The 25,031-nt window shown below is 34.9% G+C and carries 30 protein-coding genes; 18 read left to right on the forward strand and 12 right to left on the reverse strand.

All coding sequences use genetic code 11. The features are described 5' to 3' along the window. Positions 1-57: 57 nt before the first annotated feature. The 16 genes from ATHE_RS06830 to ATHE_RS06905 all read left to right on the forward strand — a co-directional run bounded on the left by ATHE_RS06830 (position 58) and on the right by ATHE_RS06905 (position 15,090). On the forward strand, positions 58-270 hold the full coding sequence (locus tag ATHE_RS06830; protein WP_015907836.1) for a hypothetical protein: 213 nt from the start codon (positions 58-60) through the stop codon (positions 268-270). Positions 271-336: 66 nt separating this feature from the next. Then, on the forward strand, positions 337-1,071 hold the full coding sequence (locus tag ATHE_RS06835) for a hypothetical protein (RefSeq protein ID WP_015907838.1): 735 nt from the start codon (positions 337-339) through the stop codon (positions 1,069-1,071). Between the two features lie 93 nt (positions 1,072-1,164). Further along, complete coding sequence (locus tag ATHE_RS06840) at positions 1,165-1,629, forward strand: hypothetical protein (RefSeq protein ID WP_015907839.1); 465 nt, start codon at positions 1,165-1,167, stop codon at positions 1,627-1,629. 45 nt (positions 1,630-1,674) lie between these two features. Then, a complete protein-coding gene (gene lspA / locus ATHE_RS06845) occupies positions 1,675-2,127 on the forward strand; it encodes a signal peptidase II (protein ID WP_015907840.1) in 453 nt (150 codons plus the stop codon). After that, positions 2,124-3,026: an RluA family pseudouridine synthase gene (locus tag ATHE_RS06850; RefSeq protein ID WP_015907841.1), complete on the forward strand. Its 903-nt coding sequence runs from the start codon at positions 2,124-2,126 to the stop codon at positions 3,024-3,026. The genes lspA and ATHE_RS06850 overlap by 4 nt, the downstream gene beginning before the upstream one ends. Before the next feature lie 221 nt (positions 3,027-3,247). Continuing rightward, positions 3,248-3,796 carry a bifunctional pyr operon transcriptional regulator/uracil phosphoribosyltransferase PyrR gene (gene pyrR / locus ATHE_RS06855; protein ID WP_015907842.1) on the forward strand — a complete coding sequence of 183 codons (549 nt, stop codon included), beginning with the start codon at positions 3,248-3,250 and terminating at the stop codon, positions 3,794-3,796. A 28-nt stretch (positions 3,797-3,824) separates the two neighbouring features. Further along, the gene (locus ATHE_RS06860; protein WP_015907843.1) at positions 3,825-5,198 is read left to right on the forward strand and encodes a solute carrier family 23 protein; all 1,374 of its coding nucleotides are present in this window, start codon (positions 3,825-3,827) and stop codon (positions 5,196-5,198) included. Positions 5,199-5,249: 51 nt separating this feature from the next. Next, complete coding sequence (locus ATHE_RS06865) at positions 5,250-6,167, forward strand: aspartate carbamoyltransferase catalytic subunit (protein WP_015907844.1); 918 nt, start codon at positions 5,250-5,252, stop codon at positions 6,165-6,167. Further along, on the forward strand, positions 6,167-7,459 hold the full coding sequence (locus tag ATHE_RS06870; RefSeq protein WP_015907845.1) for a dihydroorotase: 1,293 nt from the start codon (positions 6,167-6,169) through the stop codon (positions 7,457-7,459). Before ATHE_RS06865 ends, ATHE_RS06870 begins: the two co-directional genes overlap by 1 nt. Then, positions 7,453-8,370, forward strand: a complete 918-nt coding sequence (gene pyrF / locus ATHE_RS06875) for an orotidine-5'-phosphate decarboxylase (RefSeq protein ID WP_015907846.1) — start codon at positions 7,453-7,455, stop codon at positions 8,368-8,370. The genes ATHE_RS06870 and pyrF overlap by 7 nt, the downstream gene beginning before the upstream one ends. 32 nt (positions 8,371-8,402) lie before the next feature. Continuing rightward, the gene (gene carB, locus ATHE_RS06880; protein WP_015907847.1) at positions 8,403-11,630 is read left to right on the forward strand and encodes a carbamoyl-phosphate synthase large subunit; all 3,228 of its coding nucleotides are present in this window, start codon (positions 8,403-8,405) and stop codon (positions 11,628-11,630) included. Beyond that, positions 11,611-12,378 (forward strand): dihydroorotate dehydrogenase electron transfer subunit, encoded by a 768-nt coding sequence (locus ATHE_RS06885; RefSeq protein WP_015907848.1) that lies wholly within the window; start codon positions 11,611-11,613, stop codon positions 12,376-12,378. The genes carB and ATHE_RS06885 overlap by 20 nt, the downstream gene beginning before the upstream one ends. After that, the gene (locus tag ATHE_RS06890) at positions 12,375-13,277 is read left to right on the forward strand and encodes a dihydroorotate dehydrogenase (protein WP_015907849.1); all 903 of its coding nucleotides are present in this window, start codon (positions 12,375-12,377) and stop codon (positions 13,275-13,277) included. Before ATHE_RS06885 ends, ATHE_RS06890 begins: the two co-directional genes overlap by 4 nt. Positions 13,278-13,289: 12 nt before the next feature. After that, a complete protein-coding gene (locus ATHE_RS06895) occupies positions 13,290-14,012 on the forward strand; it encodes a histidine phosphatase family protein (RefSeq protein ID WP_015907850.1) in 723 nt (240 codons plus the stop codon). Beyond that, positions 14,005-14,577, forward strand: a complete 573-nt coding sequence (gene pyrE / locus ATHE_RS06900; protein WP_015907851.1) for an orotate phosphoribosyltransferase — start codon at positions 14,005-14,007, stop codon at positions 14,575-14,577. The genes ATHE_RS06895 and pyrE overlap by 8 nt, the downstream gene beginning before the upstream one ends. 114 nt (positions 14,578-14,691) lie before the next feature. Beyond that, positions 14,692-15,090, forward strand: a complete 399-nt coding sequence (locus tag ATHE_RS06905; protein WP_015907852.1) for a zinc ribbon domain-containing protein — start codon at positions 14,692-14,694, stop codon at positions 15,088-15,090. Between the two features lie 107 nt (positions 15,091-15,197). On the opposite strand, the gene ATHE_RS06910 is transcribed toward ATHE_RS06905, so the two are convergent. The 5 genes from ATHE_RS06910 to ATHE_RS06930 all read right to left on the reverse strand — a co-directional run bounded on the left by ATHE_RS06910 (position 15,198) and on the right by ATHE_RS06930 (position 19,779). Continuing rightward, entirely contained in the window at positions 15,198-15,902 is a 705-nt protein-coding gene (locus ATHE_RS06910; RefSeq protein ID WP_015907853.1) for an ABC transporter ATP-binding protein, read from the reverse strand. After that, positions 15,895-16,665: an ABC transporter ATP-binding protein gene (locus ATHE_RS06915; RefSeq protein WP_015907854.1), complete on the reverse strand. Its 771-nt coding sequence runs from the start codon at positions 16,663-16,665 to the stop codon at positions 15,895-15,897. Before ATHE_RS06915 ends, ATHE_RS06910 begins: the two co-directional genes overlap by 8 nt. Further along, positions 16,658-17,596, reverse strand: a complete 939-nt coding sequence (locus tag ATHE_RS06920; protein WP_015907855.1) for a branched-chain amino acid ABC transporter permease — start codon at positions 17,594-17,596, stop codon at positions 16,658-16,660. Before ATHE_RS06920 ends, ATHE_RS06915 begins: the two co-directional genes overlap by 8 nt. Positions 17,597-17,602: 6 nt before the next feature. Next, positions 17,603-18,487: a branched-chain amino acid ABC transporter permease gene (locus ATHE_RS06925; RefSeq protein WP_015907856.1), complete on the reverse strand. Its 885-nt coding sequence runs from the start codon at positions 18,485-18,487 to the stop codon at positions 17,603-17,605. Between the two features lie 119 nt (positions 18,488-18,606). After that, a complete protein-coding gene (locus tag ATHE_RS06930; RefSeq protein WP_015907857.1) occupies positions 18,607-19,779 on the reverse strand; it encodes an ABC transporter substrate-binding protein in 1,173 nt (390 codons plus the stop codon). A gap of 183 nt (positions 19,780-19,962) precedes the next feature. On the opposite strand from ATHE_RS06930, the gene ATHE_RS06935 reads away from it, so the two are divergent. Together ATHE_RS06935 and xerA are read left to right on the forward strand one after the other, a co-directional pair. After that, positions 19,963-20,508, forward strand: a complete 546-nt coding sequence (locus ATHE_RS06935) for a pyruvate kinase alpha/beta domain-containing protein (RefSeq protein WP_015907858.1) — start codon at positions 19,963-19,965, stop codon at positions 20,506-20,508. Between the two features lie 130 nt (positions 20,509-20,638). Continuing rightward, complete coding sequence (gene xerA / locus ATHE_RS06940) at positions 20,639-21,625, forward strand: site-specific tyrosine recombinase/integron integrase (RefSeq protein WP_015907859.1); 987 nt, start codon at positions 20,639-20,641, stop codon at positions 21,623-21,625. A 10-nt stretch (positions 21,626-21,635) separates the two neighbouring features. Here the strand turns inward: xerA and ATHE_RS06945 are convergent, their stop codons facing one another. The 7 genes from ATHE_RS06945 to ATHE_RS15015 form a co-directional block, all read right to left on the reverse strand. Further along, entirely contained in the window at positions 21,636-21,965 is a 330-nt protein-coding gene (locus tag ATHE_RS06945) for a LysM peptidoglycan-binding domain-containing protein (protein WP_015907860.1), read from the reverse strand. A 400-nt stretch (positions 21,966-22,365) separates the two neighbouring features. After that, entirely contained in the window at positions 22,366-22,587 is a 222-nt protein-coding gene (locus ATHE_RS06950) for a hypothetical protein (protein ID WP_015907861.1), read from the reverse strand. 63 nt (positions 22,588-22,650) lie between these two features. Next, the gene (locus ATHE_RS14780) at positions 22,651-22,824 is read right to left on the reverse strand and encodes a hypothetical protein (protein ID WP_156046818.1); all 174 of its coding nucleotides are present in this window, start codon (positions 22,822-22,824) and stop codon (positions 22,651-22,653) included. A 945-nt stretch (positions 22,825-23,769) separates the two neighbouring features. After that, entirely contained in the window at positions 23,770-24,201 is a 432-nt protein-coding gene (locus ATHE_RS06960; protein ID WP_015907863.1) for a hypothetical protein, read from the reverse strand. A gap of 60 nt (positions 24,202-24,261) precedes the next feature. Continuing rightward, the gene (locus ATHE_RS06965) at positions 24,262-24,462 is read right to left on the reverse strand and encodes a hypothetical protein (protein WP_015907864.1); all 201 of its coding nucleotides are present in this window, start codon (positions 24,460-24,462) and stop codon (positions 24,262-24,264) included. Next, positions 24,452-24,694, reverse strand: a complete 243-nt coding sequence (locus ATHE_RS06970; protein WP_143287407.1) for a hypothetical protein — start codon at positions 24,692-24,694, stop codon at positions 24,452-24,454. Before ATHE_RS06970 ends, ATHE_RS06965 begins: the two co-directional genes overlap by 11 nt. 94 nt (positions 24,695-24,788) lie before the next feature. Further along, positions 24,789-25,001, reverse strand: a complete 213-nt coding sequence (locus ATHE_RS15015) for a hypothetical protein (RefSeq protein ID WP_231503302.1) — start codon at positions 24,999-25,001, stop codon at positions 24,789-24,791. Positions 25,002-25,031: the final 30 nt, after the last annotated feature.

A 25,031-nucleotide genomic window follows, 5' to 3' on the forward strand; every position in this document is an offset into this window, starting at 1 on the left:
TCTTTTGATTGGCTTTCGACAAATTCTGAAAGGTATTTAAATAAGGTAAAAGAAGGCATGAAAGAACTGCTTGATAAAGATGCTGCTAAAATAGAATTTGAGGAGTTTAAAAAATTCATAGAAGATAAAGGAACCTATAGAGCAGCACTGTTTTATGCTTCGCAGAATCAAAAGATTAGATGGGATGGCGGATTTAATAAGTTTTTAAAAGAGATTTTGGTTAGAGACAAAAACATAACATCATTTGAGATGGTAAAAATGATTTTATAGATTTTAAGCTAAACTTTAGGGTGGGAAGGGACCGGGAAATTTTAAATGTTTTTGAGGTGAAAAATAATGGCTGAGTGGTGGGAAATTAAGCTCAATCCTAAAAAGCTTAAGAAATTGTTGAATGATGAATTAGTAAGAATAGAGGATGATGCAAAGTATGGTTATGTACATGCTTTCAAAGTTCTCGCAGCAGGAAGGTATTACATGTATCTTGGAGATTTTGAAGAGGGGAAAAAGTATATTTTGAAAGCTATTGAAGCTAAGAAAAAAGATATTGATACTACTATCAAAGAATGTGGCTATGAAAGTGAAGCAGTAGCGATAAACAAAGTCAGATTAGCCAAGATGTACAGGTGGGTTGGTGAAATGGATAAGCTCAAGCAGGAATGTCTTGAGGCTGCTAACATTTTCAGAAAAATATATGAAGAAGAGAAAAAAACTGATAGCGTCTTAGTGTTATATCCTGATAGCAGCCGTGACTTTTATGTTGCATGGTCAGCAGCTGAATATTATCTTGGTAACTATCAAATGGCTGTGGATGTTGAAAAAATCTATGCAAAGAATACATTTGGTATTGTTTCTTCTGGTCTTGCAGAGTATATATTGAAAAACGATGCGCAGGCACTAAAAAATCAAATAAAAATTCTTGTTGAAGGTATAATAGAATTTAAATGTGCTCCAAATTATGATACGAATGTATATGACCCATGGCACTGGTATGAAGAAGCAAAGAAGATTGCTGGTCTACCTGGTATTTTTAGCTTGTTTGATCTTTCTCTACCTCTGTTGCCTATTTGGTAATCCAGATTAAATAACTGATTAAGTTTTTATTGATAAGCTATTATAATTTATTATAGAAGCGGAACGAAAACAAATTATTTGGAGGTAGATATTATGAGCACACCTTCTTTTATGTTTTTAGAATATAAATTAAAACTCTTAAGTTTACCAAAGAGAGATGTTCAAGAATTTGAAGATAAATTTTTAGAGTTTATTCAAAATTTTTGTGAAATATTGTTGGCAAATATGCGAGATTATTTTCCCAACAATGCAATTGATAACACTTATTGGCCAAATATTTATTATGATTGGTCAGAAATAGAAAAGCTTGAGGATACTGTTTATCGTGTAAAGTTAGCTTTTGCTCATGATTTTACTCTATCAAAAAGGGGAAAGAAAAAATTTGCTGAAGAGTGTAAAGATTTTGTTAGAAGACTAAATAAATTCTTTGAAATTTTTGAATTTGATGTTAGATTTGAAGATGAGCCATTTAATATAGAATACTATGATCCTGGATCTGAAGATAATGACGGCGAAGATTTGTTTTTATATGATGATGACAATGATTTGTTTGGCTAATATTATAATATCATAACATAGTTGTACATGATTCAAGGTGATTCAATGGTTTACTGGATTATAATTATGTCAACTTTTGTGTTAGACCAGCTAACAAAGGCAAGAGCAGAAAAATTTTTTGTAGATAGCCCTGTCAATTTACTTGGTGGAATTTTGTCGCTCACCTATGTGCAAAACAGGGGTGGGGCTTTTTCCATCTTAGAGGGGAAAAGAAGATTTTTTATAATTGTTTCAATCATCCTCATTTTGTTTTTATGTTATATGATTTTCAAGTCCACAAGCAATCTTTACAAGTTTTCTTTTTCGCTGATAGTGGGAGGAGCGATAGGAAATCTTTTTGATAGGATTGTTAAAGGTTATGTGGTGGATTTTATAGACATAAAAGTCATACCTGTTTTTAATCTTGCTGATTTCTTTATAACCGGTGGGGTACTTCTCTTGACATTTCTGATACTAAAAGAAGGAGGCGAAGAGTTATTTCTGAAGAAAAAACCTTGACAGTAGAAGGTTTTGACGGACGACTGGATAGGTATCTTTCTGAGGCTCTTTCTAAAACCCGCAGTTTTGTTCAAAAGATAATAGAAGAAGGAAATGTATGGGTAAATCAAAGACAAGTTTTAAAACCTGCATATAAAGTTAAGAGTGGAGATATAATCAAAGTTGTCATTCCAGAGCCCAAACAGCTATCCCTTGTTGCTCAAGATATAGATATTGAAGTTGTGTATGAAGATGAACACTTATCGGTAATAAACAAACCGCGGGGGATGGTTGTACATCCCGGTGCAGGTAATTTTGAAAATACTCTTGTAAATGCACTTTTGCACAAGTTTAAAGGAAGACTTAGCAGTATAAACGGAGTTATAAGACCCGGAATTGTCCACAGGCTTGACAAAGACACATCGGGACTTTTAGTTGTTGCTAAAACAGATGAAGCACATATTAAACTTTCTGAAGCTTTAAAATCTCATCAAATAAAGAGGATATACTATGCTATATGTGAAGGTGTGTTAAAAGAAGACAGTGGTGTAGTTGATGCACCGATTGGAAGGCATCCTGTAAACAGGCTAAAAATGGCTATTGTTCCCAATGGGAAAGAAGCAGTTACTTACTTTGAGGTTTTAGAAAGGTTTGACAAATACACTTTTGTGAAACTCAGATTGAAGACAGGAAGGACTCACCAGATAAGAGTTCATATGTCGTATATAGGTTATCCTTTGCTTGGAGACGGAATTTACGGAAGAGCAAAAAATGAATTTGGAGTTGAAGGGCAGGTTCTTCATGCAGGTGAAATTGAGTTTGTCCACCCTATAACTTCAAAAGTGCTGCACTTTTCAGCTGATCTACCAGAGTACTTTGTCGAGATTCTAAATATGCTGAGGAACAGAAACAATAAATAGCATATATGCTATTGATAACCATAGACAAACTGTATATTTTGGTGTTATAATAGCTAAGAAAATAAAAAATCGAATAGTGGGTTTAAGAGAATTTAAGACCTTTAAGCTGGCCCTGTGAGGCGGCAAGGTTGGAAAAATTTTGAGAGTGTCAGTATGGAAAAAAGGCTTCTTGCCAATTCGCAGGCAGGAAGCTTTTTTTGTGCCAATGGAGGTGCTGTATTTTGGAAAAATTTAAAGAAATTATGGATGCAAATCAAATGCGAAGGGCTTTAGTCAGGATTTCTCACGAGATACTTGAAAAGAACAAGGGTGTTGAAAATCTTTGCCTTGTTGGGATTCAGCGAAGAGGTGTAAATCTGGCAAAAAGGATACAAGAAAACATAGAAAAGATAGAAGGTGTAAAGCTTCCTTTAGGCATTTTGGATATTACATTTTACAGAGATGATTTAAGCCTTCTATCAGAACACCCTACGGTTAACTCCACAAGGATTGATTTTGATATAAACAACAAGAAGATAGTTTTAGTAGATGATGTTCTTTTTACAGGTAGAACAGTAAGAGCAGCAATTGAAGCTTTGATGGACATGGGAAGACCAAAGATGATTCAGCTTGCAGTGTTGATTGACAGAGGACACAGAGAACTTCCAATTAGGGCTGACTATGTAGGAAAAAATGTTCCAACTTCAAGAAAAGAGATTGTTCACGTTCTTGTTGATGAGTTTGACAACGACAACAGGGTAATAATTGAACAGCTTGATAGGGAAATATAACTTTAAAAGAAAGGGGAAAGCTTTGAAAATGAACAGAGTTGTTCAGGTTGAAGAAAAGCTTCCATTTTTGAAAACATTGCCTTTGAGTCTTCAACATCTTTTTGCAATGGTTGGCGCAACAATCTTGGTTCCTATTCTGGTAGGGCTTAGCCCAACTGTGGCTCTCTTTACAAGTGGTGTGGGGACCATAATATATATTCTTGTAACAAATAATAAAGTTCCAGCTTATCTTGGTTCGTCTTTTGCATATATAAATCCTATTATCACACTTTCTGCCTCGCTTGGAGGAAAAGAATATGCTCTTGCTGGATGCATTGCATCAGGTGTTGTATATCTGATTGTAGCATTTCTTATTTACCTGTTTGGGACAAACTGGATTGACAAGATTTTGCCACCGGTAGTTGTTGGTCCTGTTGTAATGATTATTGGACTTTCTCTTGCAAGAGCTGCTGCTGTGAAATCAGCAGGACTTTTCAAAGAGGTTGTAAAAGATGATCAGGTTTTGGAAGTTGCTGTAAATGTCCTAAAAAGTCCTGTTTGCTGGGTTTCTATATTTACATTACTTGTTGCCGTGTTTGGCTCTGTTTACTTTAAAGGATTTTTTAAAGTCATACCTGTTTTGATTGGGCTTGTGAGTGGATATCTTTTTGCATATGTACTTGACTTAATTGGTATGAACACAAATCTTCTCAATTCTTTCTATCCAAATGGCAAGTATATTCCATTTTTGAACTATGAAGTTATCAAGAATGCAAAGTGGCTGGGACTTCCTCAGTTCACATTCCCTAAGTTTTCACTCTCTGCTATTTTATCAATTGCTCCAATTGCCATAGTTACAATAACAGAACATATTGGACATCTTCTTGTGACAAATAATGTTGTGGGAAGAGATTTTACAAAAAATCCAGGACTTCACAGGTCATTAGCAGGAGATGGGCTTGCAACAATTGCTGCAGGTTTTCTTGGAGGTCCTCCTAATACAACATATGGTGAAAATATCGGTGTTATGGCTATAACAAAGGTGTACAGCACATGGGTAATTTTGTGGGCAGCAATCCTGGCAATTTTGCTTTCATTTGTCCAAAAGCTCGGTGCTCTTATTCAGGTAATTCCTTCACCTGTAATTGGGGGAATTAGCATCCTGCTGTTTGGTGTTATTGCTTCATCTGGTTTGAGAATGATGATTGAAAGCAAGGTGGACTTGTCTCAAACACGCAACCTTGTAATTGCTTCTGTGGTTTTAATAATTGGTGTTGGTGGAACAAGACTCAAATTTTTCAACATTGAATTTGAAGGAATGGCTCTTGCTACATTTGTTGGAATAATCTTAAATCTTCTTTTACCAGAGTCAAAAGAACTTAAAATAGCAAAGGCAAAAGAAGCTTTAGAACCAAATAATTAAGGGTAGGGGTATTTCCCCTTCTTTTTTTGTAAACAGTTGGAGGTGGATAAATTGAAACATTTGCTTGGGCTAAGAGAGCTTTCAAAAGAGGATATCATAAAAATACTGAATCTTGCAAAAGATATGAAGACAATTTTAAAAAGCGAAACAAAAAAGACTCCTCATCTGCAGGGGTATTCGGTTGTAACTCTGTTTTATGAAAATAGTACCAGGACACGAACATCGTTTGAACTTGCAGCAAAGTTTATGAGTGCAAATACAACATCAATCTCGGTGCAAACCAGCAGTGTGCAGAAAGGGGAATCTTTGCTTGACACTGTAAAAACTTTGGAAGCTCTAAAAACAGATGTGCTAATTGTCAGACATGCTGTCTCTGGTGTGCCGCATTTTATTGCTAAAAACTGCTCATTTTCAGTCATAAACGCTGGTGATGGAATGAACGAGCATCCAACTCAGGCACTGCTTGATATGTTCACAATAAGAGAAAGGCTTGGAACAATTGAGAGGTTGAAGATAGCAATCATTGGCGATATTTTTCACAGCAGGGTTGCAAGAAGCAACATATGGGGGCTTTCCAAGTTTGACAACCAAATCACAGTGTTTGGACCACAAACGCTTATTCCGCCTTATATTGAAAACTTTGCTTATGTTGCATCATCTTTAGAAGAGGCAGTCTCAGGAAAAGATGTTGTAATAGATTTGAGGATTCAGCTTGAAAGACAAAAACGAGGCTTTATAACCTCAAAACAAGAATATTACAAGTTTTATGGATTAAACGAAGATATAATGAGGTATATTTCAGGCAGCACCCTGATTATGCATCCTGGTCCTGTCAACAGGGGAGTTGAAATTTCTTCAGAGGTGTTGCAGCTGCCAAATTCTACAATTGATGAGCAGGTCACAAACGGCATTGCTGTTAGAATGGCAGTTTTATACCTTTGCACGCGCAAGGAGGGAATTTATAGGTGATGATATTGATAAAAAACGCACAGATTGTAAATAGTATTGACAACAAACTTGAAAAGGCTGATATACTGATAGTTGATGACAAGATAGAAAAGATTGGTAAAAACATAGAAGAAAATCCAGATAAGATGATTATAATAGATACAAGCGGCAAGTATGTAATGCCAAGCTTTACCGATATTCACTGTCATTTGCGGGAACCTGGTTTTGAGTACAAAGAAGACATAAAGAGCGGAAGTAGAGCTGCTTTAGCAGGAGGATTTACAACCATCTGTTGTATGCCAAACACAAACCCTCCTGTAGACAACAGAGCAATGATTGCGTATATAAAATACCGTGCAAAAGAGGTCTCACCAATTGAGGTTTTACCTGTTGGGGCTATAACAAAAGGACTTTCAGGAGAAGAGCTTGCAGAGATAGGATTTATTAAAGAAGAAGGGGCCATTGCTATATCAGACGATGGAAAGTGTGTTATGAACGCAAACATTATGAGAAATGCTCTTTTGTACTCAAAAGATTTTTCAATACCTGTCATTTCACACTGTGAGGATACAAACTTATCTGAAGGAGGACAGATAAATTTAGGATATGTGTCAACAATCACGGGACTTAGAGGAATTCCACGCGAGGCAGAATCAATTATTGTTGCAAGAGATATTCTTCTTGCAAAAGAGACAAAAGCACATCTTCATATAACCCATGTGTCCACCAAAGAATCTGTTAGACTTATAAAAATGGCAAAAGAGTGGGGTGTAAATGTCACGGCTGACACATGCCCGCATTATATAAGTCTTACAGAAGAAGAGGTACTTGGATTTAACACAAATGCAAAAGTAAACCCTCCTTTGAGAACACAAGAGGATATTGAAGCTTTAATTGAAGGATTAAAAGAAGGTGTAATTGACTGTATATCAACAGACCATGCCCCGCATCATAAAGATGAAAAGAATGTCGAATTTAACCTTGCTGCAAGCGGTACAATTGGGTTTGAGACTGCATTTTCTGTGCTGTTCACATATCTTGTCGAGAAAAATGGGTTTGATATTGGGAAAATAGTAGAACTTTTGAATTACAATCCCAGAAAAATAATTGGACTTTCTCCAAATATTATAAAAGAAGGTGAAAAAGCCAACCTTGTAATTGTGGATTTAAAGAAAAAGTGGGAAGTAAAAGAGGAAAACATTGTGTCAAAATCAAAAAATAGTGTGTTTTTGGGAAAACTTTTGACTTCTTATGTTGAGACAGTAATATACAATGGGAAGATATTAAAAAAGGACGGTGTTTTAAGTTGTTGAACTTCTCTGATAGGCTAATTGAGTCTATAAAAAAGAAAAATAGTGTTCTTATAGCTGGAATTGATACGAGCATTGAAAACATACCAGATTATTTTATCAAAAGATTTTATGACAAAGAAAAAAGCGAAATTGACAATTTGAAAACCATCTTGTTTGAATACATTCGAAGAATTATCGATGCAGTGGAAGAAAATGTGGTTGGGGTAAAGTTTCAGGCAGCATTCTTTGAACAGTACTCATACCATGGGTTTGAAGTTTTGCATAAACTCTGTGAATATACAAAAAACAAAAAGCTTGTGGTAATCTTTGATGGTAAAAGAAACGACATCTCAAGCTCTGCAAAAGGATACTCAAACGCTTACCTTGGCGAGACACCTGTTTTTGGTAAAAAAATGAGGTTTTTTGAGTTCGACGCAATCACTACAAACCCTTATCTTGGTCAAGACGGTATAAAGCCATTTGTTGAAGACTGTGAGAGATTCAAAAAAGGTCTGTTTGTACTTGTTAAGACTTCCAACCCTTCTTCTGCTGATTTTCAAGATCTGATGGTAGAAGATAAATACCTTTTCGAAGTGGTGGCTGAAAAAGTTTATGAATGGGGAAAAAACTGCATAGGGAAAGAAGGTTACAGTGATGTTGGTGCTGTTGTAGGTGCAACCCAGCCTGAGGCTGCTAAAAGAATAAGGGAAATCTTGCCAAACTCCTTCTTTCTTGTACCGGGAATAGGTGTGCAGGGAGGAAAAATAGAAGATTTGAAATATTTTGTGGACAGTAACAACATGGGCATAATAGTAAATTCGTCACGTGATATAATCTATGCATACAAAAACTATGTTCATTCTGATTTTGAAAAGAGTAGCTACTTGGCTTCAAAAAATATCAAAGAAAGTATCAACGCAGCAATCTCTTAAAGAAATAAAATCAAAAGAGGTGAGACTTTAAAGTGCCACTGAGAAAGGATATAAAAAAGGTTTTGGTTATTGGTTCAGGACCGATTATAATTGGCCAGGCAGCTGAGTTTGACTATTCAGGAAGCCAGGCTTGCAAGGCATTAAAAGAAGAAGGCATTGAAGTTGTCCTTATAAACTCAAACCCAGCAACAATCATGACAGACAAAACAATGGCAGACAGTATCTATATTGAGCCTATAACTTGTGAGATAATAGAAAAGATAATTCAAAAAGAAAAAGTTGACTCTATATTGCCAACACTTGGAGGTCAAACGGGCCTTAACACTGCTGTTGAGCTTTACAAAAGTGGGATCCTTGACAAATACAATGTCAAGGTAATTGGAACAAACATTGAAGCTATTGAGTTCGCAGAAGATAGACAACTTTTTAAACAGCTGATGATAAAAATTGGCGAACCTGTTGTTCCAAGTGAGGTTGTAAACTGCGTAGAAGATGGTCTTGCGTTTGCAAAGAAAATAGGCTTTCCTGTTATAATAAGGCCGGCATATACCCTTGGGGGGACTGGTGGTGGTATTGCAAACAATGAAGATGAGTTTGTAGAGATTGCAAGAAGAGGTCTTTCTTACAGTCCTGTACACCAAATACTTGTAGAGAAAAGTATAAAAGGGTGGAAAGAGATAGAGTATGAGGTTATGCGAGACTCAAACGGATGCCTGATTACCGTGTGTAATATGGAAAATATTGACCCGGTCGGAATTCATACAGGCGATAGCATTGTTGTTGCACCATCGCAGACACTTTCTGATAAAGAATATCAAATGCTAAGGTCATCTGCTCTCAAAATCATAGATACTCTGAAGATTGAGGGAGGATGTAATGTCCAGTTTGCCCTAAATCCTGATAGTTTTGAATATGCAGTGATTGAAGTAAATCCAAGAGTCAGTCGCTCATCTGCTTTAGCTTCAAAAGCAACAGGGTATCCAATTGCCAGAATTGCTGCAAAGATTGCGCTTGGCTATACACTTGATGAAATAGAAAATGCCATTACAAAGATGACATACGCAAGCTTTGAACCGACTCTTGACTATGTTGTTCTGAAAATTCCACGCTGGCCGTTTGACAAGTTTACTTATGCAAATAGAAAACTTGGTACACAGATGAAAGCAACTGGAGAGATCATGGCAATCGGAAGAACATTTGAAGAAAGCCTTTTAAAAGGTATAAGGTCTCTTGACATAGGGCTGGACTACTTAGACCTCCCAGAGCTAAAAAGTTTGGATAACAAAACTCTTTCAAAGCTTATAATCGAGGCTGATGACAGAAGAATATTTGCACTTGCTGAAGCTATAAGAAGAGGATATGAAGTAGAGTACCTATACCAAATCAGTAAAGTAGACAGATTTTTTCTCCACAAGATTAAAAATATAATTGAGATGGAAGAAAGAATAAAAAAAGAGGAATTAAACAGCAGTATCCTGCTTGAAGCAAAGAAGATGGGGTTCAGTGACAAGACGATTGCAAATCTCAAAGGGATATCTGAAAATAATGTAAGAAGTTTGAGAAAAAGCCTAAACATAACATCGGTATATAAAATGGTTGATACATGCGCAGCAGAATTTGAAGCAAAAACTCCATATTATTATTCAACATATGAAAAGGAAAATGATGTAGCAGTACTACAAATATCAGATACACAGAGAAAGATTGTTGTTTTGGGCTCAGGTCCGATTAGAATTGGTCAGGGAATTGAGTTTGATTATACTTCTGTACACAGTGTTTATGCACTTTCAAAACTTGGCATAAAATCTGTGATTATCAATAACAATCCAGAAACTGTTAGTACTGATTTTGATACCTCAGATATGCTCTTTTTTGAACCTCTCACAAAAGAAGATGTCTTAAATGTTATTGAAACAGTAAAACCAGAGGGTATTATAGTCCAATTTGGTGGTCAGACAGCTATAAAACTTTCTCAGCAGCTTGCAAAAGAGGGTATCAAGATTTTTGGTACAAGCGCAGAGGGAATAGATATTGCCGAAGACAGAGAAAGATTTGACAAAATCTTGAATAAGCTTAACATCAAAAGACCTCCAGGCTTTACATGTTATACACTGCAAGAAGCACTAAGAATAGCAAACTCATTAGGATATCCTGTGCTTGTGCGGCCTTCATATGTTCTTGGCGGACAGGGTATGAAAATTGCCTTTGACGATAACGATATTGTAGAGATGCTCAGCTATGCGAAAAATCTCAATGATCATCCTATCCTCATTGACAAATACATCGTCGGAAAAGAAATAGAGGTTGATGCTATATCTGATGGCGAGGACATCTTGATCCCAGGAATAATGGAACATATTGAAAGAGCAGGTGTTCATTCGGGAGACAGTATTTCCCTGTATCCTGCAAGGAATATTTCAAAGTATATTGAAGAGAAGATTGTCGAATATACGCTCAAAATAGCAAAAGAACTTGAATGCAAAGGACTTATAAATGTGCAGTTTATTGTTCAAAACGAAGAACTTTATGTTATAGAAGTAAATCCGAGAGGCAGTAGAACAGTACCCTTTTTGAGCAAGGTAACTGGTGTTCCTATGGTTGAGCTTGCAACAATGGTAAGTTTGGGATACAGGCTGAAAGATTTGGTAAACAAAGTTGGGCTTTTGCCGAAAAAAGATTTCTATGCCTTTAAAGTTCCTGTTTTCTCATTTGAAAAACTGCCTGATGTTGAAGTATCACTTGGTCCTGAGATGAAGTCAACAGGTGAGGTTATGGGAATTTCGAAAGACTACTATGTTGCACTTTACAAAGGGCTTGTTGCAAGCGGTACAAAGCTACCATTAGAAGGTGGAGTACTTTTTACTGTTGCCGACCCTGACAAAAATGAAATCATCCCAATTGCTGAGAAGTTTGAAAAGCTTGGATTCAAGATATACGCAACATCAAAGACAGCAAAACATCTGAATTTTTATCAGGTTGCTGCAAATTATGTTAAAAAAGTGTCTGAAGGAAGTCCAAATATAATAGATCTGATTAGAAAAGGAGAAATAAACATTGTTATCAACACTCCTACAAAAGGAAGACAGCCGCAAAGAGATGGTTTTTTGATAAGAAGGTTTGCTGTGGAAAATAAGGTTCCAATCTTCACTTCAGTTGACACTGCAAAGGCTGTAGTTGAAATTATTGAGTTTCTAAAACAAAAAAGAGAACTTGACATATTTAACATAGGAGAGATTGATAATGAAGCTATTAGACGTTGAAATTGAAGAAAATGTAAAAATTGCAAATGATATATTTCTTCTATCCTTTGAATCTGAATATTTAGCAGAAAATTTTAAGCCCGGCAATTTTGTGAATATTCTAATTGATAGAGAGAGCATTTATCCTCTTTTGAGAAGACCTTTTAGCATCTCTTTTGTTGAGGGAAAAAGAGTCTATATCGGTTACAAAGTGGTAGGTAAAGGCACAAAACTTCTTTCTCAAAAATCAAAAGGAGAGGCTATTGATATCTTGGGTCCACTTGGAAACTCATTTTTGACAGACACATTCGACGGTAAGGTTGCTGTGATTGGAGGGGGGGTTGGAATTTTCCCCCTTGTTGGACTTTGTAAAGAGCTCAAAAATAGAAGTAATAAAGTTGATGTATTTCTTGGATTTAGAGATTTAAACTCAATGTTTTTGGTAGAAAGATTTAAGTACATTTGTGACAATACCCTAATAGCAACAGATGATGGCAGTAGAGGTTACAAAGGGAGTGTTGTTGAGCTTTTTAAAGCCAATTTTTCAAAAGCAGAATATAAAGTTGTTTTTTGCTGTGGTCCAAAGCCTATGTTAAAGGCAATTAAAAATCTTAATCTTCCTGTAAAATGTTATGCCTCTTTAGAGGAAAAAATGGCGTGCGGGATAGGCGCATGTCTTTGCTGCAGTATAAAAGGAAAAGATGACAAAATGTATCATGTGTGTTCAGATGGCCCTGTTTTTGATATAATGGAGGTTGAGATTGAATGAATTTAGAAGTTGAAATAGCGGGGATAAAACTCAAAAACCCTGTTATTGCAGCATCAGGCACATTTGGTTTTGGTCGTGAATATTCAAAGTTAATTGACATAAGTGAATTTGGCGCTATCTGTACAAAGGGCATCACCTTAAAAAAGAGAATTGGCAATCCGCAGCCAAGACTTTGTGAAGTGTATGCAGGAATAATAAACTCTGTAGGGCTTGAAAATCCAGGGGTTGAAGCCTTTATAAACGATGAACTCCCTTTTTTGAAAAGCTTTGATACCAAAATTATTGCCAATATAAACGGTTTTTCCAAAGAAGAGTTTGTTGAGCTTACAAAAATATTAACTTCACTTGTGGACATGATTGAAGTAAATTTATCATGTCCAAACGTGAAAGAAGGCGGAATGGTCTTTGGTAAAGACCCAAAAAAAGTCTATGAGATAACAAAGTCTGTAAAGGATGTGGCAAGCTGTCCAATAATTGTTAAACTAACACCAAATGTCACAGATATAACCCAGTTGGCAGTAGCTGCAGAAAATGCAGGGGCTGATGCAATTTCGCTTATAAACACTGTATCTGCTATGGCAATTGACATTGAAACAAGAAAACCCCTGATAAAGATGGTAACAGGTGGACTTTCAGGTCCTGCTATAAAGCCAATTGCAGTTAGAATGGTTTATGAGTGTTTCAAAAAAGTTAGAATACCCATTATTGGCATGGGAGGAATTATGAATTACAAAGATGCCATTGAGTTTTTTATTGCTGGAGCTACTGCCATTCAGATAGGTACTGTAAATTTTATAAATCCTAAAGCTGTTTGTGAAATAAAAGAGGGAATTGAGGCTTATCTTGAAAGAAAGGGTTTTAAGTCCATAAAAGAGCTTGTAGGTAGCATTAATATCTGAGGTGAAAACAAAATGTCAAAGACAGTTGTATATCTTATTCGTCATGCAGAAGCAGAAGGAAATTTTATAAGAAGATTTCATGGTATTACAGATTCTAATGTAACAGAAAAAGGTAAATTGCAAGCTCAAAAACTTGCAGAAAGGCTAAAGAATGTCCATTTTGATGTGATTTATTCAAGTCCTCTGAAAAGAGCCTTCTATACTGCAAGCAAAATAGCAGAGGGAAGAGATATAAAGATTATAGTAAGAGAAGATTTGATAGAGATAAACGGTGGTGAATGGGAAAACAGGTGCTGGGATGAACTTCCATTGCTTTATCCAACAGAGTATGAAATGTGGGAGAAAATGCCTCACAAACACTGTATGCCAAATGGTGAGAGTATGTATGAACTTTTCTTGAGGGCAAAATCTGCTTTTGAGGACATTGTAAAGTCAAATGTTGGGAAGAGAATATGTATTGTAACCCACGGAACGTTAATTAGGGCTCTTTTGACGTATATAAAAGGATATGAATTTGAAAGACTCAACGAGATTTTGTGGCAGGACAATACTGCTATAAATATAATCGAGTATAAAGAAGGGAAATACCACCTTGTTGTTGAGGGTGACTGGTCTCATCTTGGAAAAGAGCTTTCCACAATAGCATATCAAGACTGGTGGCAACAGTTTTTAAAAGAAAGAGGAATTGAAAAACAAGATATTACTATTATTGAAAGGAGAGAAAGTTATGAATAAAGATGCTTACATTCAAATGTTCAAAGACACAAATGCGCTTTTGGAAGGACATTTTCTTTTGTCCTCTGGAAAACACAGTGCAAAGTACCTTCAATGTGCAAAAGTGTTGCAGTACCCAAACTTAGCAGAAATGATTTGCAGTGATCTTGCACAACACTTTAAAGATCAACAAATTGACGTCGTTATAGGCCCTGCGTTGGGAGCAGTAACACTTTCATACGAACTTGCAAGACAGCTAAATTGTCGTTCTATCTTTGCAGAAAGAGAAGATGGAATAATGAAACTCAGACGAGGATTCAAAATTGAAGAGGGAGAAAAAGTATTGGTAGTTGAAGATGTGATAACAACAGGAGGGTCTGTAAGAGAGATAATTGAGATTGTAAAAGAATACAGAGGGGAAGTTGTGGCAGTTGCTGGTATTGTAGATAGAAGTGGCGGAAAGGTAGACCTTGGCTATCCTTTGAAAACCCTTCTTACATTAGAAATTGAAACTTTTGAGCCTGAAGAGTGTCCTCTGTGCAGGGAAGGAATACCTATTGTGAAGCCTGGAAGTAGGAAAAAATAAGTTGGGATATGCATAATTGAAATTATTAATCCAAAAAAGTAATATTGACAGTTAATTGATAAAAGTGATAGAATGTTATAAATATTAGTTGGAAACATGGAGGATATATAAAATTTGAGAATATGTCCAAAATGTAACGAGTTAAATGGTGAAAACAGAACAGAATGTTGGAAATGTGGAGCTATTTTAGGTCCAGTAGATAAGTACAAAAAAATTTGTCTGAAATGTGGGCGAATATACCCTCAGAGAGCAGAAATTTGCGATGAATGTGGAGGAAAACTGGCAGTATATAGTGAAGATACTAATTACAAATATAGTAAAGCTAATAATAGTAGTTTTTGGTTATACATAGTTTCAATATTGTTTCCAATTATTGGTATTATATTGGGTTGCATTTATATAGCAAGAAAGGAAGATAATCTGGGAAAATCATTGATTATAACAAGTGTAGTTGTTATAGTTATTTCAATCTTTATAAGTTTGCTCTTTGTCAGTTGTTCTCCTAACTTTTGATTTTTGATAAAAAATCAGCATAATAAAAAAAATGCAGGGACTTTTAAAAACAACGTTGCTGGACAAGATAGCCCTGCATTTTTTTATTTTTAATATTTTTTTAAAAATCAACCACCTAAATAAGCTTTTTTAACCTCAGGATTTGCTGCAATCTCTTTTGCATCTCCGGATAAAACAATTTTACCTGTCTCTATTACATACGCCCTGTCTGCGATTGAAAGTGCCATGTGGGCATTTTGTTCAATCAAAAGTATAGTTGTACCTTGTGAGTTTATTTCTTTTATTATCTTAAAAATCTCAGTTACAAGTATAGGCGCTAAGCCCATTGAAGGCTCGTCAAGAAGCAGAAGCTTTGGCTTTGACATTAGTGCTCTTCCAATTGCAAGCATCTGCTGCTCTCCACCAGAGAGGGTACCAGCAAGCTGATCCCTTCTTTCATATAACCTTGGAAATCTCTCAAACACCTTTTTCAAATCTTCTTTTATTCCTTGCTTGTCCTTTCTCAAGTACGCGCCAAGCTCTAAGTTTTCAAGAACAGTCATTTCTGGGAATACACGTCTGCCTTCTGGTACGTGTGAAATACCAAGCTTGACAATTTCCATAGATGACTTTTTTGTTATATCAATATCTTCAAAATAGATTGAACCTGTATGAGGCCTAATAAGACCAGAGATTGTTTTGAGCAGGGTAGATTTTCCTGCACCGTTTGCACCAATTAACGTAACAATCTCACCTTTTTGAACTTCAAGTGAAACAGAAAACAATGCTTGAATAGCACCGTAAAATACGTCAATTCCATTTACTTTAAGCAAACTCAAAATCCCCCTCTCCAAGATAAGCTTCAATTACGCGAGGGTTGTTTTTAACTTCTTCAGGGGCACCCACAGCAATTACTTCACCATAGTCAAGAACATAAATTTTTTCGCATATGTCCATTACAACTGACATGTCATGTTCAATTAAAAGTATAGTCAAATCAAACTTCTCTTTTATAAATTTAATAAGGTTCTTTAGTTCCTGTGTTTCTTGAGGATTCATTCCCGCTGCTGGTTCGTCTAATAAAAGCAGTTTTGGTGATGTTGCAAGTGCACGAACAATTTCAAGCTTCCTTTGTTCACCATAGGGTAGATTTTTAGCAAGTTCAAATCTTTTTTCATAAAGACCAAAAATTTTTAAAAGTTCTTCAGCTTTTTTATGATTTTGTTCCTCTTCTTTCAAAAACTTCGATGTTCTGAAAATCGCATCAAAAAGGTTATAACTAATGTTCTTATGAAAAGAAATTTTCACATTGTCAATTACACTGAGTTCCTTGAACAATCTTATGTTCTGAAAAGTCCTTGAAATCCCCAGTGCTGAAACTTGGTATGTCTTTTTATAAGTAATATCGTAGTTTGAAAATTCTATCCTGCCAGTATTAGGATTATATATACCTGAAATTACATTGAACACTGTGGTTTTCCCAGCACCATTGGGGCCGATTAGCCCGATTATTGCACCTTTTTCAATATCAATATTGACATTGTTCAGAGCTACAATTCCTCCAAAATTGACTGTCACATTTTTTATCCTAAGCATTTTTCTCACCACCAAACGGTATAAGCTTTGAAAGTCTTATTTCTTTTGTCCCCATAAGCCCTTGAGGCCTAAATAACATAATTATTATCAAAATAATAGAGTATAAGACCATCCTCACAGCTGGATAATCTTGTAATAACGCAGAGATTATAGTTAAAACTATAGCGGAGATAATTGAACCTGATATGCTTCCAAGTCCACCCAAAACAACTATTACTAATATGTCAATTGATTTAAAGAAGTTGAACATATCTGGCTGAATAAATCCAAAAGAACCAGAATAAATTGAGCCTGCAACACCTGCAAAAAAGGCACCTATCATAAATGCAAGGACTTTATATAAAGTTGTATTGATTCCCATAGCTTCTGCAGCTATCTCATCTTCTCTGATGGCAATCATTGCTCTGCCAAACGACGAGTTGATAATATTTAATATAACCACTACACTTAAGACTGTAATGACAAAATATCCGGTCCAGTCAATTCCTTGTGGTATATCACTTATTCCACTTGCTCCACCTAAGTAATCTATATTCTGTATAATTACTCTTATAATCTCTCCAAAACCAAGTGTAGCAATTGCAAGATAGTCACCCCTCAGCCTTAGCACAGGAAGACCAATAATAAGACCACATATCATTGCAAACAACCCACCAATTAAAACGGTGAGATAAAATGGTACTGGTTTTTCAAGAGTTGTTAAAACTGCAGTTGTATATGCTCCAATTGCCATAAATCCTGCGTGTCCAAGGGAAAACTGACCAGTGATGCCATTTATTAAATTTAAACTAACTGCCAAAATAATATTTAACATTATCAAAAAGAGGTTTAGTTTGATATAATCGTCTATAATACCAATCTTCATTAAAAGCGTTATTATTAAATACAAAACAATTATAAATACAGAATATATCAGAAGTCTTTTCTTCATCTTTCCCTACACCTTCTCTTTTATATTTTTTCCAAGCAAACCAGAAGGTTTTATAATCAAAATCAATATCAAAAGGGCGAATGCAACTGCATCTTTGTACATAGAACTGCTGTATCCACTTACAAGAGTTTCAATAATACCAAGGGAAAATCCACCGAGCATTGCACCAGGAATGATACCAATTCCACCAAACACAGCGGCTATAAAAGCTTTGAGTCCAGGCAAAACACCCATAAGAGGGTTTATAGTGTTATAGTAAAGTCCTACTAAAACACCAGCTGCTGCAGCAAGAGCAGAACCAATTGCAAATGTATATGAAATTGTTGTGTCAACGTTTATGCCCATAAGTCTTGCTGCATCCATATCTTGAGATACTGCTCTCATTGCTTTTCCTATTTTTGTCTTTTTAACAACGAAGTTTAGAATTATCATCAAAAGTACTGTAATAATTAGCAGGTATATCTGTTTGTTGTTTACCACTATTCTACCTTGGAACAGATGATAATTTTTTTCAGCAACAAGTCTTGGAAAAACTCTTGAATCAGCTCCCATTATAATTTGCATCAAATTTTCCAAAAGTAGCGAAACGCCAATTGCTGTTATTAGTGCTGAGATTCGCGGTGAGTTTCTCAAAGGCTTGTAGGCAAATTTCTCAATAAGCATTCCTAAAATGCTGCAGAATATCATAGAAACAATCAAAGAAGGTATTAAACCCAGTTTCAAATATGTAACACTCAGATACGCAATATATGCGCCAACCATAAAAATGTCACCATGAGCAAAGTTTATAAGTTTTATTATCCCATATACCATGGTATAACCAAGACTTATAAGAGCATAAATACTTCCAAGAGTTATACCATTTATTAATTGTTGCATGAAAGTAGACAACGTTTTTCTCACCTCTTTCAAAACATAAAAAATATTTTTAGAAATAAATGTCAAACAATATAAGGGAAGGGGCTATTTCACTAACAATTGCCCCTTCCGAATCTCAGTGTGAATTAGTCTTATGGATTAAGTTTCTGTTTAAATTTTTGTACACCATCTTTGAGCTCAATAATAACAGCAGATTTTTCAGCATTGTGATATTTATTTATGCTTATAATTCCTGTAACACCAACAAAGTTCTTTGTATTTTCGATTGCCGCTTTCAACCTTTCTCTGTCCTTTGCTACACTGTCAAACTTTAAGTTAGCTCTTTTGAGAGCATCTGCAATAAAATACCCAAGGTCATAACCAAGAGCAGCAAATGCATTTGGTTCTTGATTATATTTTGCTTTAAATTTCTTTATAAACTCTTGAACCTTCACATCTGTATCTTGGGTAGAGTAATGAGCAGAGAAAAACACATTGTTAGCATTCTTTTTGCCAGCTTTTTCAACAACTTTCGGATCATCAAAACCATCTGCACCAAGTATAGGAATATTCATTCCAAGTTCACGAGCCTGTTTTATGATAAGTCCTGCTTCATCATAATAAACAGGCGCAAACAGTACATCTGGTTTTTTGGCTCTTATTTTTGTAAGTATGCTGCTAAAATCTTGTTCACCCTTGCCAAATGCCTCTTGAGCAATAACTTTTCCGCCGCCTTTTTCAAATGTATTCTTGAAATTTTTTAAAAGACCTTTACTATAATCTGATGTTGCATCATAAATTATAGCTGCTTTTTTAGCTTTCAAAGTTTTCAATGCAAAGTTTGCCATTATATTTCCCTGGAATGAGTCGTTAAAACATGTTCTGAAAACATATGTCTTTGTTTTGCCAGTTTTTTCATCAACTGTAACTGCATCATCTGTTGCAGAAGGTGAAATTATAGGAACTTTATGCTTTGTTGCAGCAACTGCAGCTGACTTTGTAGCACCTGAAGTTGCCGGTCCTAAAATAGCAAGAACATTTTCTCTTACAGCAAGTTTTGTTGCAACATTTTGAGCTTCGGTCTTGTCAGATTTGTTGTCAATAACTACAAGTTCAATCTTTTTACCTCCAATACCACCTTTTTTATTGATTTCGTCAATTGCAAGTCTTATACCTTCAAGTTCTTTTTGTCCGTATTGAGCAACTGCCTGTGAAAGTTCTAAATCTACACCTATCTTGATGACATTTTTAGATGAAGCAAATGATACAGTAAATATTGAAAGCACAAATACTAACAAGAGGATTATTGAAACAATTTTTTTCACTATAGTTCACTCTCCTTTTGAAAATTTTTGTATGTACTTTGTCTTTATAGTTTATAGTATAAAATATCTTTAGATTGAATACAAGTATTCAGATTGTCTTTCTGCTGCTGTTATAGACATCATTACTTCCACGTTGTAAAATTAATATACTGAAGGAAAACCATAGGGCAGGGAGTGAGTAATATGTACTTTAAGTCGGCAGGTCCTCATAATACTCTTAAGACAATTGAGCTTGCGATAAAAACTGCAATTGAAAGAAATATTAACCATATTGTGGTGGCTTCATGCAGTGGAAGTACAGCTAAACTTCTAAAAAATTGTGGGAAAAATGTTGTAGTTGTAACTCATGTAAGTGGTTTTTCTGAACCTGGAAAGATGGAAATAAGCCAGCAAACTATTGAAGAGCTTAAAGCAGTGGGATTTAAGGTCTATACAGGCACACATGTTTTGTCAGGGGCTGAAAGAGGGATATCGAGAAAGTTTGGCGGAGTATATCCAGTTGAAATTATGGCACATACACTTAGAATGCTTGGGCAAGGCGTGAAGGTTGCAGTAGAGATTTCCGTTATGGCTTTAGATGCAGGGCTGATACCGTATGGAGAAGATATAATTGCGATTGGTGGAACATCTGAAGGCGCAGACACCGCTGTAATTATAAGACCTTCACATGCAGCTTCTATATTTGAAACAAAAATTAAAGAAATAATTTGCAAACCTTATGATTTTTAAAAAGCCATATAGGTTGTTAAACAAGAAAAAGAAAAAAGCTTGACATGATAAAAAGAAGAGAAGTATAATAAATTTTAGAAAAATATAATTGCACAAAATAAAAATTTTGTGCAATGAAGGGAATGAGAAAATGAATTTTTCTGATATTCCATCTTATGTTGCAGATTTTTTGAATTATATGATTACAATCAAAAATAAATCTCCAAATACCATCAAAGAATACTATTATGACTTAAGAACCTTTTTAAGATATCTAAAAGCAAAAGATCTGAATATGCTCAGCCAAATCGAAAAGATTGAAGACCTTGAAAATATTGATGTGAGCAACTTTGAAATTGAAAAGCTCAAGACCTTAACTCTTAGCAATCTATATGAATATTTTTCTTTCCTTGCCACACGTTTTAACAACGGTCCATATGCAAGAGCCCGAAAAGTTGCATCAATCAGAAGTTTTTTTAAATACCTTTACAGCAAAGCAAAACTCATTCCTGACAATCCCGCAAAAGATTTAGAATCGCCAAAACTTGGCAAAAGAAACCCTCGCTATCTCACCCTTAATGAAAGTAAGAAATTGCTTTCTGCAATTGATGGTGAAAATAAAGAAAGGGACTTTGCAATAATTACTCTTTTTCTAAACTGCGGCCTTAGACTTTCAGAGCTTGTAAATATAAACCTTTCGGATATAAAAGATGATATGCTGAGGATTGTTGGCAAAGGCAATAAAGAAAGAATAATATACTTAAACAAAGCTTGTAAAGATGCTATTGAAAACTATTTGAAAGTCCGCCCTACAGAAGGTGTAAAAGACAAAGATGCTCTTTTTTTGAGTGAAAGAAAGAAAAGAATTAGCAGAAGAACTGTTCAATACATTGTTGAAAAGTATGTGAAGATGGCAGGTATAAATCAGAAAAAGATTTCTGCCCACAAGCTTCGTCACACTGCAGCAACACTTATGTACAGGCACGGCAAAGTTGATATAAGGTCTCTTCAGACTATCTTAGGACATCAAAGTATCTCCACAACAGAGATTTATACTCATGTAAATGACGATGACATCAAAAAAGCCTTTGAAAAAAACCCCCTCTCAGGAGAAAACCATGATGTGTTTGACTCCTGATAAGGGGGTTTTATTTTGTGCACAGAAGTTTGTACGTTTTTACATCTACAAATTTTAACACTTGCCCAGGATACAAAATTGCATTTTCTAACTTATTTATCTTTCGCACAAAAGAGATATAATCACGAATATCTACGCTATCATCAACAAAATTCTTTGAAATTGTCCACAGCGAATCTCCTTCTTTTACCTTCACAAATATCCAATTTATATTCTTTTCTTTATCAATGCCCTTCCCTTCTCCAATCGAAATCATCAAAACTGTTATAACAAATACCATTATAAGAAGCAATGCAATACCAAAACGAAACTTATTTTTTATAACAACTTTTGTTCTCATAAAATATTCATTCTCTCCGATAATATGTTCTATATAAAGAATATCAAACAAATGTTTATATGTTAAGAGGTAATACAAAAAAATATTTAATACTTTTATTTTTACAAATCTCTTTAAATAATTTTTTATTTCCTCCTGCTATTTTCGTTATATCACTTGCTAAATGAAAATTATCCAATATAAATTCTGCTCCATCTATTTACTCTAATCTTTTCTTTATTTAATAAACATTAATAAATCTTTCTTTTCTAATATTAGAAAAGTAGTTACTTTAAGTCAAATATTTAAAATTCCAATTATAACAAAATTTCAAGGCTGCCAGTTCGCTCCAGAACATATGAAATGATCTTTCTCAACTGGCAGCCTTGAATTATTCTGTTCGACGTATAATTGTAATATCTTAAATTATCCTTAGTATTTTTAACAAAAATACTATAAATATTACTAAACCTCCTAAGCCATATAAGCCAACACTTTGTTTGTAAACCGCAAATAAAGATACACACTCCAAATAAATTGGTATTATAATTGCAATTTTACTCCATTTCTTTTTACTCTTAACTATTCCTAATACAAATAAAAAGGCTAAAATAGAATATAATATAAAAAAAACTACTAACATATCAATAATCCTCCACCACTAAATAAAATATATATGAATCAAACTATTTCAGAACTTATACTTTTATTTTACAATTCCTATAATAGTTGAAGTTACACCTAGGGAAAAAGACCAACTTCCTGTATATAATAATGCTCCAGCTACAAATACATTTATACCAGGTACACACGCACCGGCAATTAATCCTACACCCATAATAAGGCCCATCGCACCAGCAAATAAATAATTACCATCCACGCCACCATATATAGATTCCAGCTCATTGATATCTAATGAAATAATAATGACAAAGGCAATGGTTTTTATTGAAGTAAAACTCGCAACACCTGCCTTGTGTCTTGAAATCTCTGTTCCTCGTACACGCCCTTAGAATTTCCGACATTCTATTCTCTTCTTTCCGCTACAAAAGAGTTGATAGCTTATCTACTTCCCTGCTTATGTCGCAAGTACCTCAATGGTTATTCTTGAGCGTTCCCTTGTCCAGACTTTGAAAGTTTTAAATCTTCCATACTCCGAAATAATATAACCTAACTTTACAACTCATGTTATGTCTTGGAAACAAAAATTCTTGACAAGCCTCTCACGCTACTGCAGCTGCCATTCTATTTTTCTGTAAACTCCATTCACTTTTTAGCTCTATCCGCTCATCAAGTCTCGAATCTATCTAAAACAAGAAAGATTATCTGTCCTTATGGTTAAATAATAAAAGTAGTATGTTTTTAAAATACGATAGATAATCATAATATAATCTTCTATTCTTTGTAATATAAAGAATAATACTTATATTGAATATAATGATCGGTAACAAACAAATAAAATTTAACAAATCTGAAAAATTAAATATATTTCTCAAAACTTGAACTACACTTAAATATGCTATAATAGTTATACCTATCACAAATATATTTTTCGATGACAATAAAAACGCATAAGAAGTCATAAATGCTACAAGTATTGCAAAAAGAAATAAAATATTATATTTCTGCCTACTATAAATAAAAAGCCACAAATTAGCAATAACGGTGATAAGTAATAAAATATAAATTATTACTTTATTTGAAAGTAATTTTGGCAAGTTTCTCATCCTCCAACATTATCATAATTTTCTGTATTTATAAGAGGCTGTCTATTCTATGTTATAAATAGACAGACTCTGGAGGTTTAATTTTTATTTTGAATTTATTAGTGCATTTTTACTGGTCTAAAATATTTATATAAAAAACCTCTACTCGCATCAATTCTTATTTCTTCTCCATTAATATCAATAACTATTTTTCCACACAGCCAATTTGTAAGCTTATGCGGTGTTGTTGCAATAATTTTGTTGGCATCTTTTTCAATTTTAGTGTAATACCCTGTTCTTTTTATTCGTTCTTCTAATTCATTTTCTGATATAGTACCTTTTTTATAGACATATACTTCATGATCACATAAGTAACCAAAAATAATTGCCATTGTCAAAGACCACAAAAATATCATCAAAGCAAATACTAATATAATTTCCGGCTTAACATACAAATCATTTAATTTTGATACTACCAACACAAACAAACCAACTCCTGCTGAAGCACCAAAACAGTATGCAAAACATTTTAAAATCGATTTAAAAAGCAATATCTATCACCTACTTTCATTTCAATAATTAAAATGGGAGAAAGCTACCCACCGCTCCACCTACCATTGCAGCTGTCCACGCTGTTTTAAACATATCTTAACTTCACCAGTATTATAAGCAATTATACCCCCTGCAGCCATTCCATACGTAAAGCCTAACAACATACCAGCTGCAATACCGAGCAACCCATCACCATTTATTTTTTCTAATTCATTGTCTTTCAAAATTATATACCCTTTTAGAACCGATCTAATATCCAATATCTATCCAATATCCAACACCCCCAATAAATCCACCAAGAAAAGTACCAGCAAGCCCCGCTGTCGCTGTGCCCGCAACTGCACCAGCAATAGCAGCACCTATTACTCCTCCACTAAGTCCACTAAGATAAAAACCTAAATCGTTCCAGCTTAATTTTCCGCCTGAAATGTTTAGCAATTCTGTCTCATTCAATTTTAGAGCAGATGTGCTTCTCAAAACATCATTATTCATAACATCTCGAACCTCCTTTTTGTATAATTTTATTTTTACTATTTTTACTATATCCCAACCTCCTGCGGCCGCAAAAAGAGGTTGTTGCCTCACCTCATAACCTCAATCCCAACTTGTCTAATACCCATTCAATCAACCGCTCCTGCTTAGACACTATGCTCATCTCACATGCTTGCCCTGCCCTCAAATTAATACCTTTTGGAACTTTCTTTACTTCTACCTCAACCTCATAAAACCCTTGCCCACTCTGGCTTGCTACCTTTATATCCTGCGATACCCTTACAACCTTTCCTTCCACTACTTTCAACCCATCTGCTCCTGCTATCTTTACCTTTGC

It is taken from the genome of Caldicellulosiruptor bescii DSM 6725 (assembly GCF_000022325.1).
Taxonomy (GTDB): Bacteria; Bacillota; Thermoanaerobacteria; order Caldicellulosiruptorales; family Caldicellulosiruptoraceae; genus Caldicellulosiruptor; species Caldicellulosiruptor bescii.

Bases quoted from the DNA above. Each gene is read 5' to 3' on its own strand.
- ATHE_RS06830 (WP_015907836.1), top strand. From the start codon at position 58: ATGAAAGAACTGCTTGATAAAGATGCTGCTAAAATAGAATTTGAGGAG.
- ATHE_RS06835 (WP_015907838.1), top strand. From the start codon at position 337: ATGGCTGAGTGGTGGGAAATTAAGCTCAATCCTAAAAAGCTTAAGAAA.
- ATHE_RS06840 (WP_015907839.1), top strand. From the start codon at position 1,165: ATGAGCACACCTTCTTTTATGTTTTTAGAATATAAATTAAAACTCTTA.
- lspA (WP_015907840.1), top strand. From the start codon at position 1,675: ATGGTTTACTGGATTATAATTATGTCAACTTTTGTGTTAGACCAGCTA.
- ATHE_RS06860 (WP_015907843.1), top strand. From the start codon at position 3,825: ATGAACAGAGTTGTTCAGGTTGAAGAAAAGCTTCCATTTTTGAAAACA.
- ATHE_RS06870 (WP_015907845.1), top strand. From the start codon at position 6,167: ATGATATTGATAAAAAACGCACAGATTGTAAATAGTATTGACAACAAA.
- ATHE_RS06885 (WP_015907848.1), top strand. From the start codon at position 11,611: ATGAAGCTATTAGACGTTGAAATTGAAGAAAATGTAAAAATTGCAAAT.
- ATHE_RS06890 (WP_015907849.1), top strand. From the start codon at position 12,375: ATGAATTTAGAAGTTGAAATAGCGGGGATAAAACTCAAAAACCCTGTT.
- ATHE_RS06895 (WP_015907850.1), top strand. From the start codon at position 13,290: ATGTCAAAGACAGTTGTATATCTTATTCGTCATGCAGAAGCAGAAGGA.
- pyrE (WP_015907851.1), top strand. From the start codon at position 14,005: ATGAATAAAGATGCTTACATTCAAATGTTCAAAGACACAAATGCGCTT.
- ATHE_RS06915 (WP_015907854.1), bottom strand. From the start codon at position 16,665: ATGCTTAGGATAAAAAATGTGACAGTCAATTTTGGAGGAATTGTAGCT.
- ATHE_RS06920 (WP_015907855.1), bottom strand. From the start codon at position 17,596: ATGAAGAAAAGACTTCTGATATATTCTGTATTTATAATTGTTTTGTAT.
- ATHE_RS06935 (WP_015907858.1), top strand. From the start codon at position 19,963: ATGTACTTTAAGTCGGCAGGTCCTCATAATACTCTTAAGACAATTGAG.
- xerA (WP_015907859.1), top strand. From the start codon at position 20,639: ATGAATTTTTCTGATATTCCATCTTATGTTGCAGATTTTTTGAATTAT.
- ATHE_RS06945 (WP_015907860.1), bottom strand. From the start codon at position 21,965: ATGAGAACAAAAGTTGTTATAAAAAATAAGTTTCGTTTTGGTATTGCA.
- ATHE_RS06950 (WP_015907861.1), bottom strand. From the start codon at position 22,587: ATGTTAGTAGTTTTTTTTATATTATATTCTATTTTAGCCTTTTTATTT.
- ATHE_RS06970 (WP_143287407.1), bottom strand. From the start codon at position 24,694: ATGAATAATGATGTTTTGAGAAGCACATCTGCTCTAAAATTGAATGAG.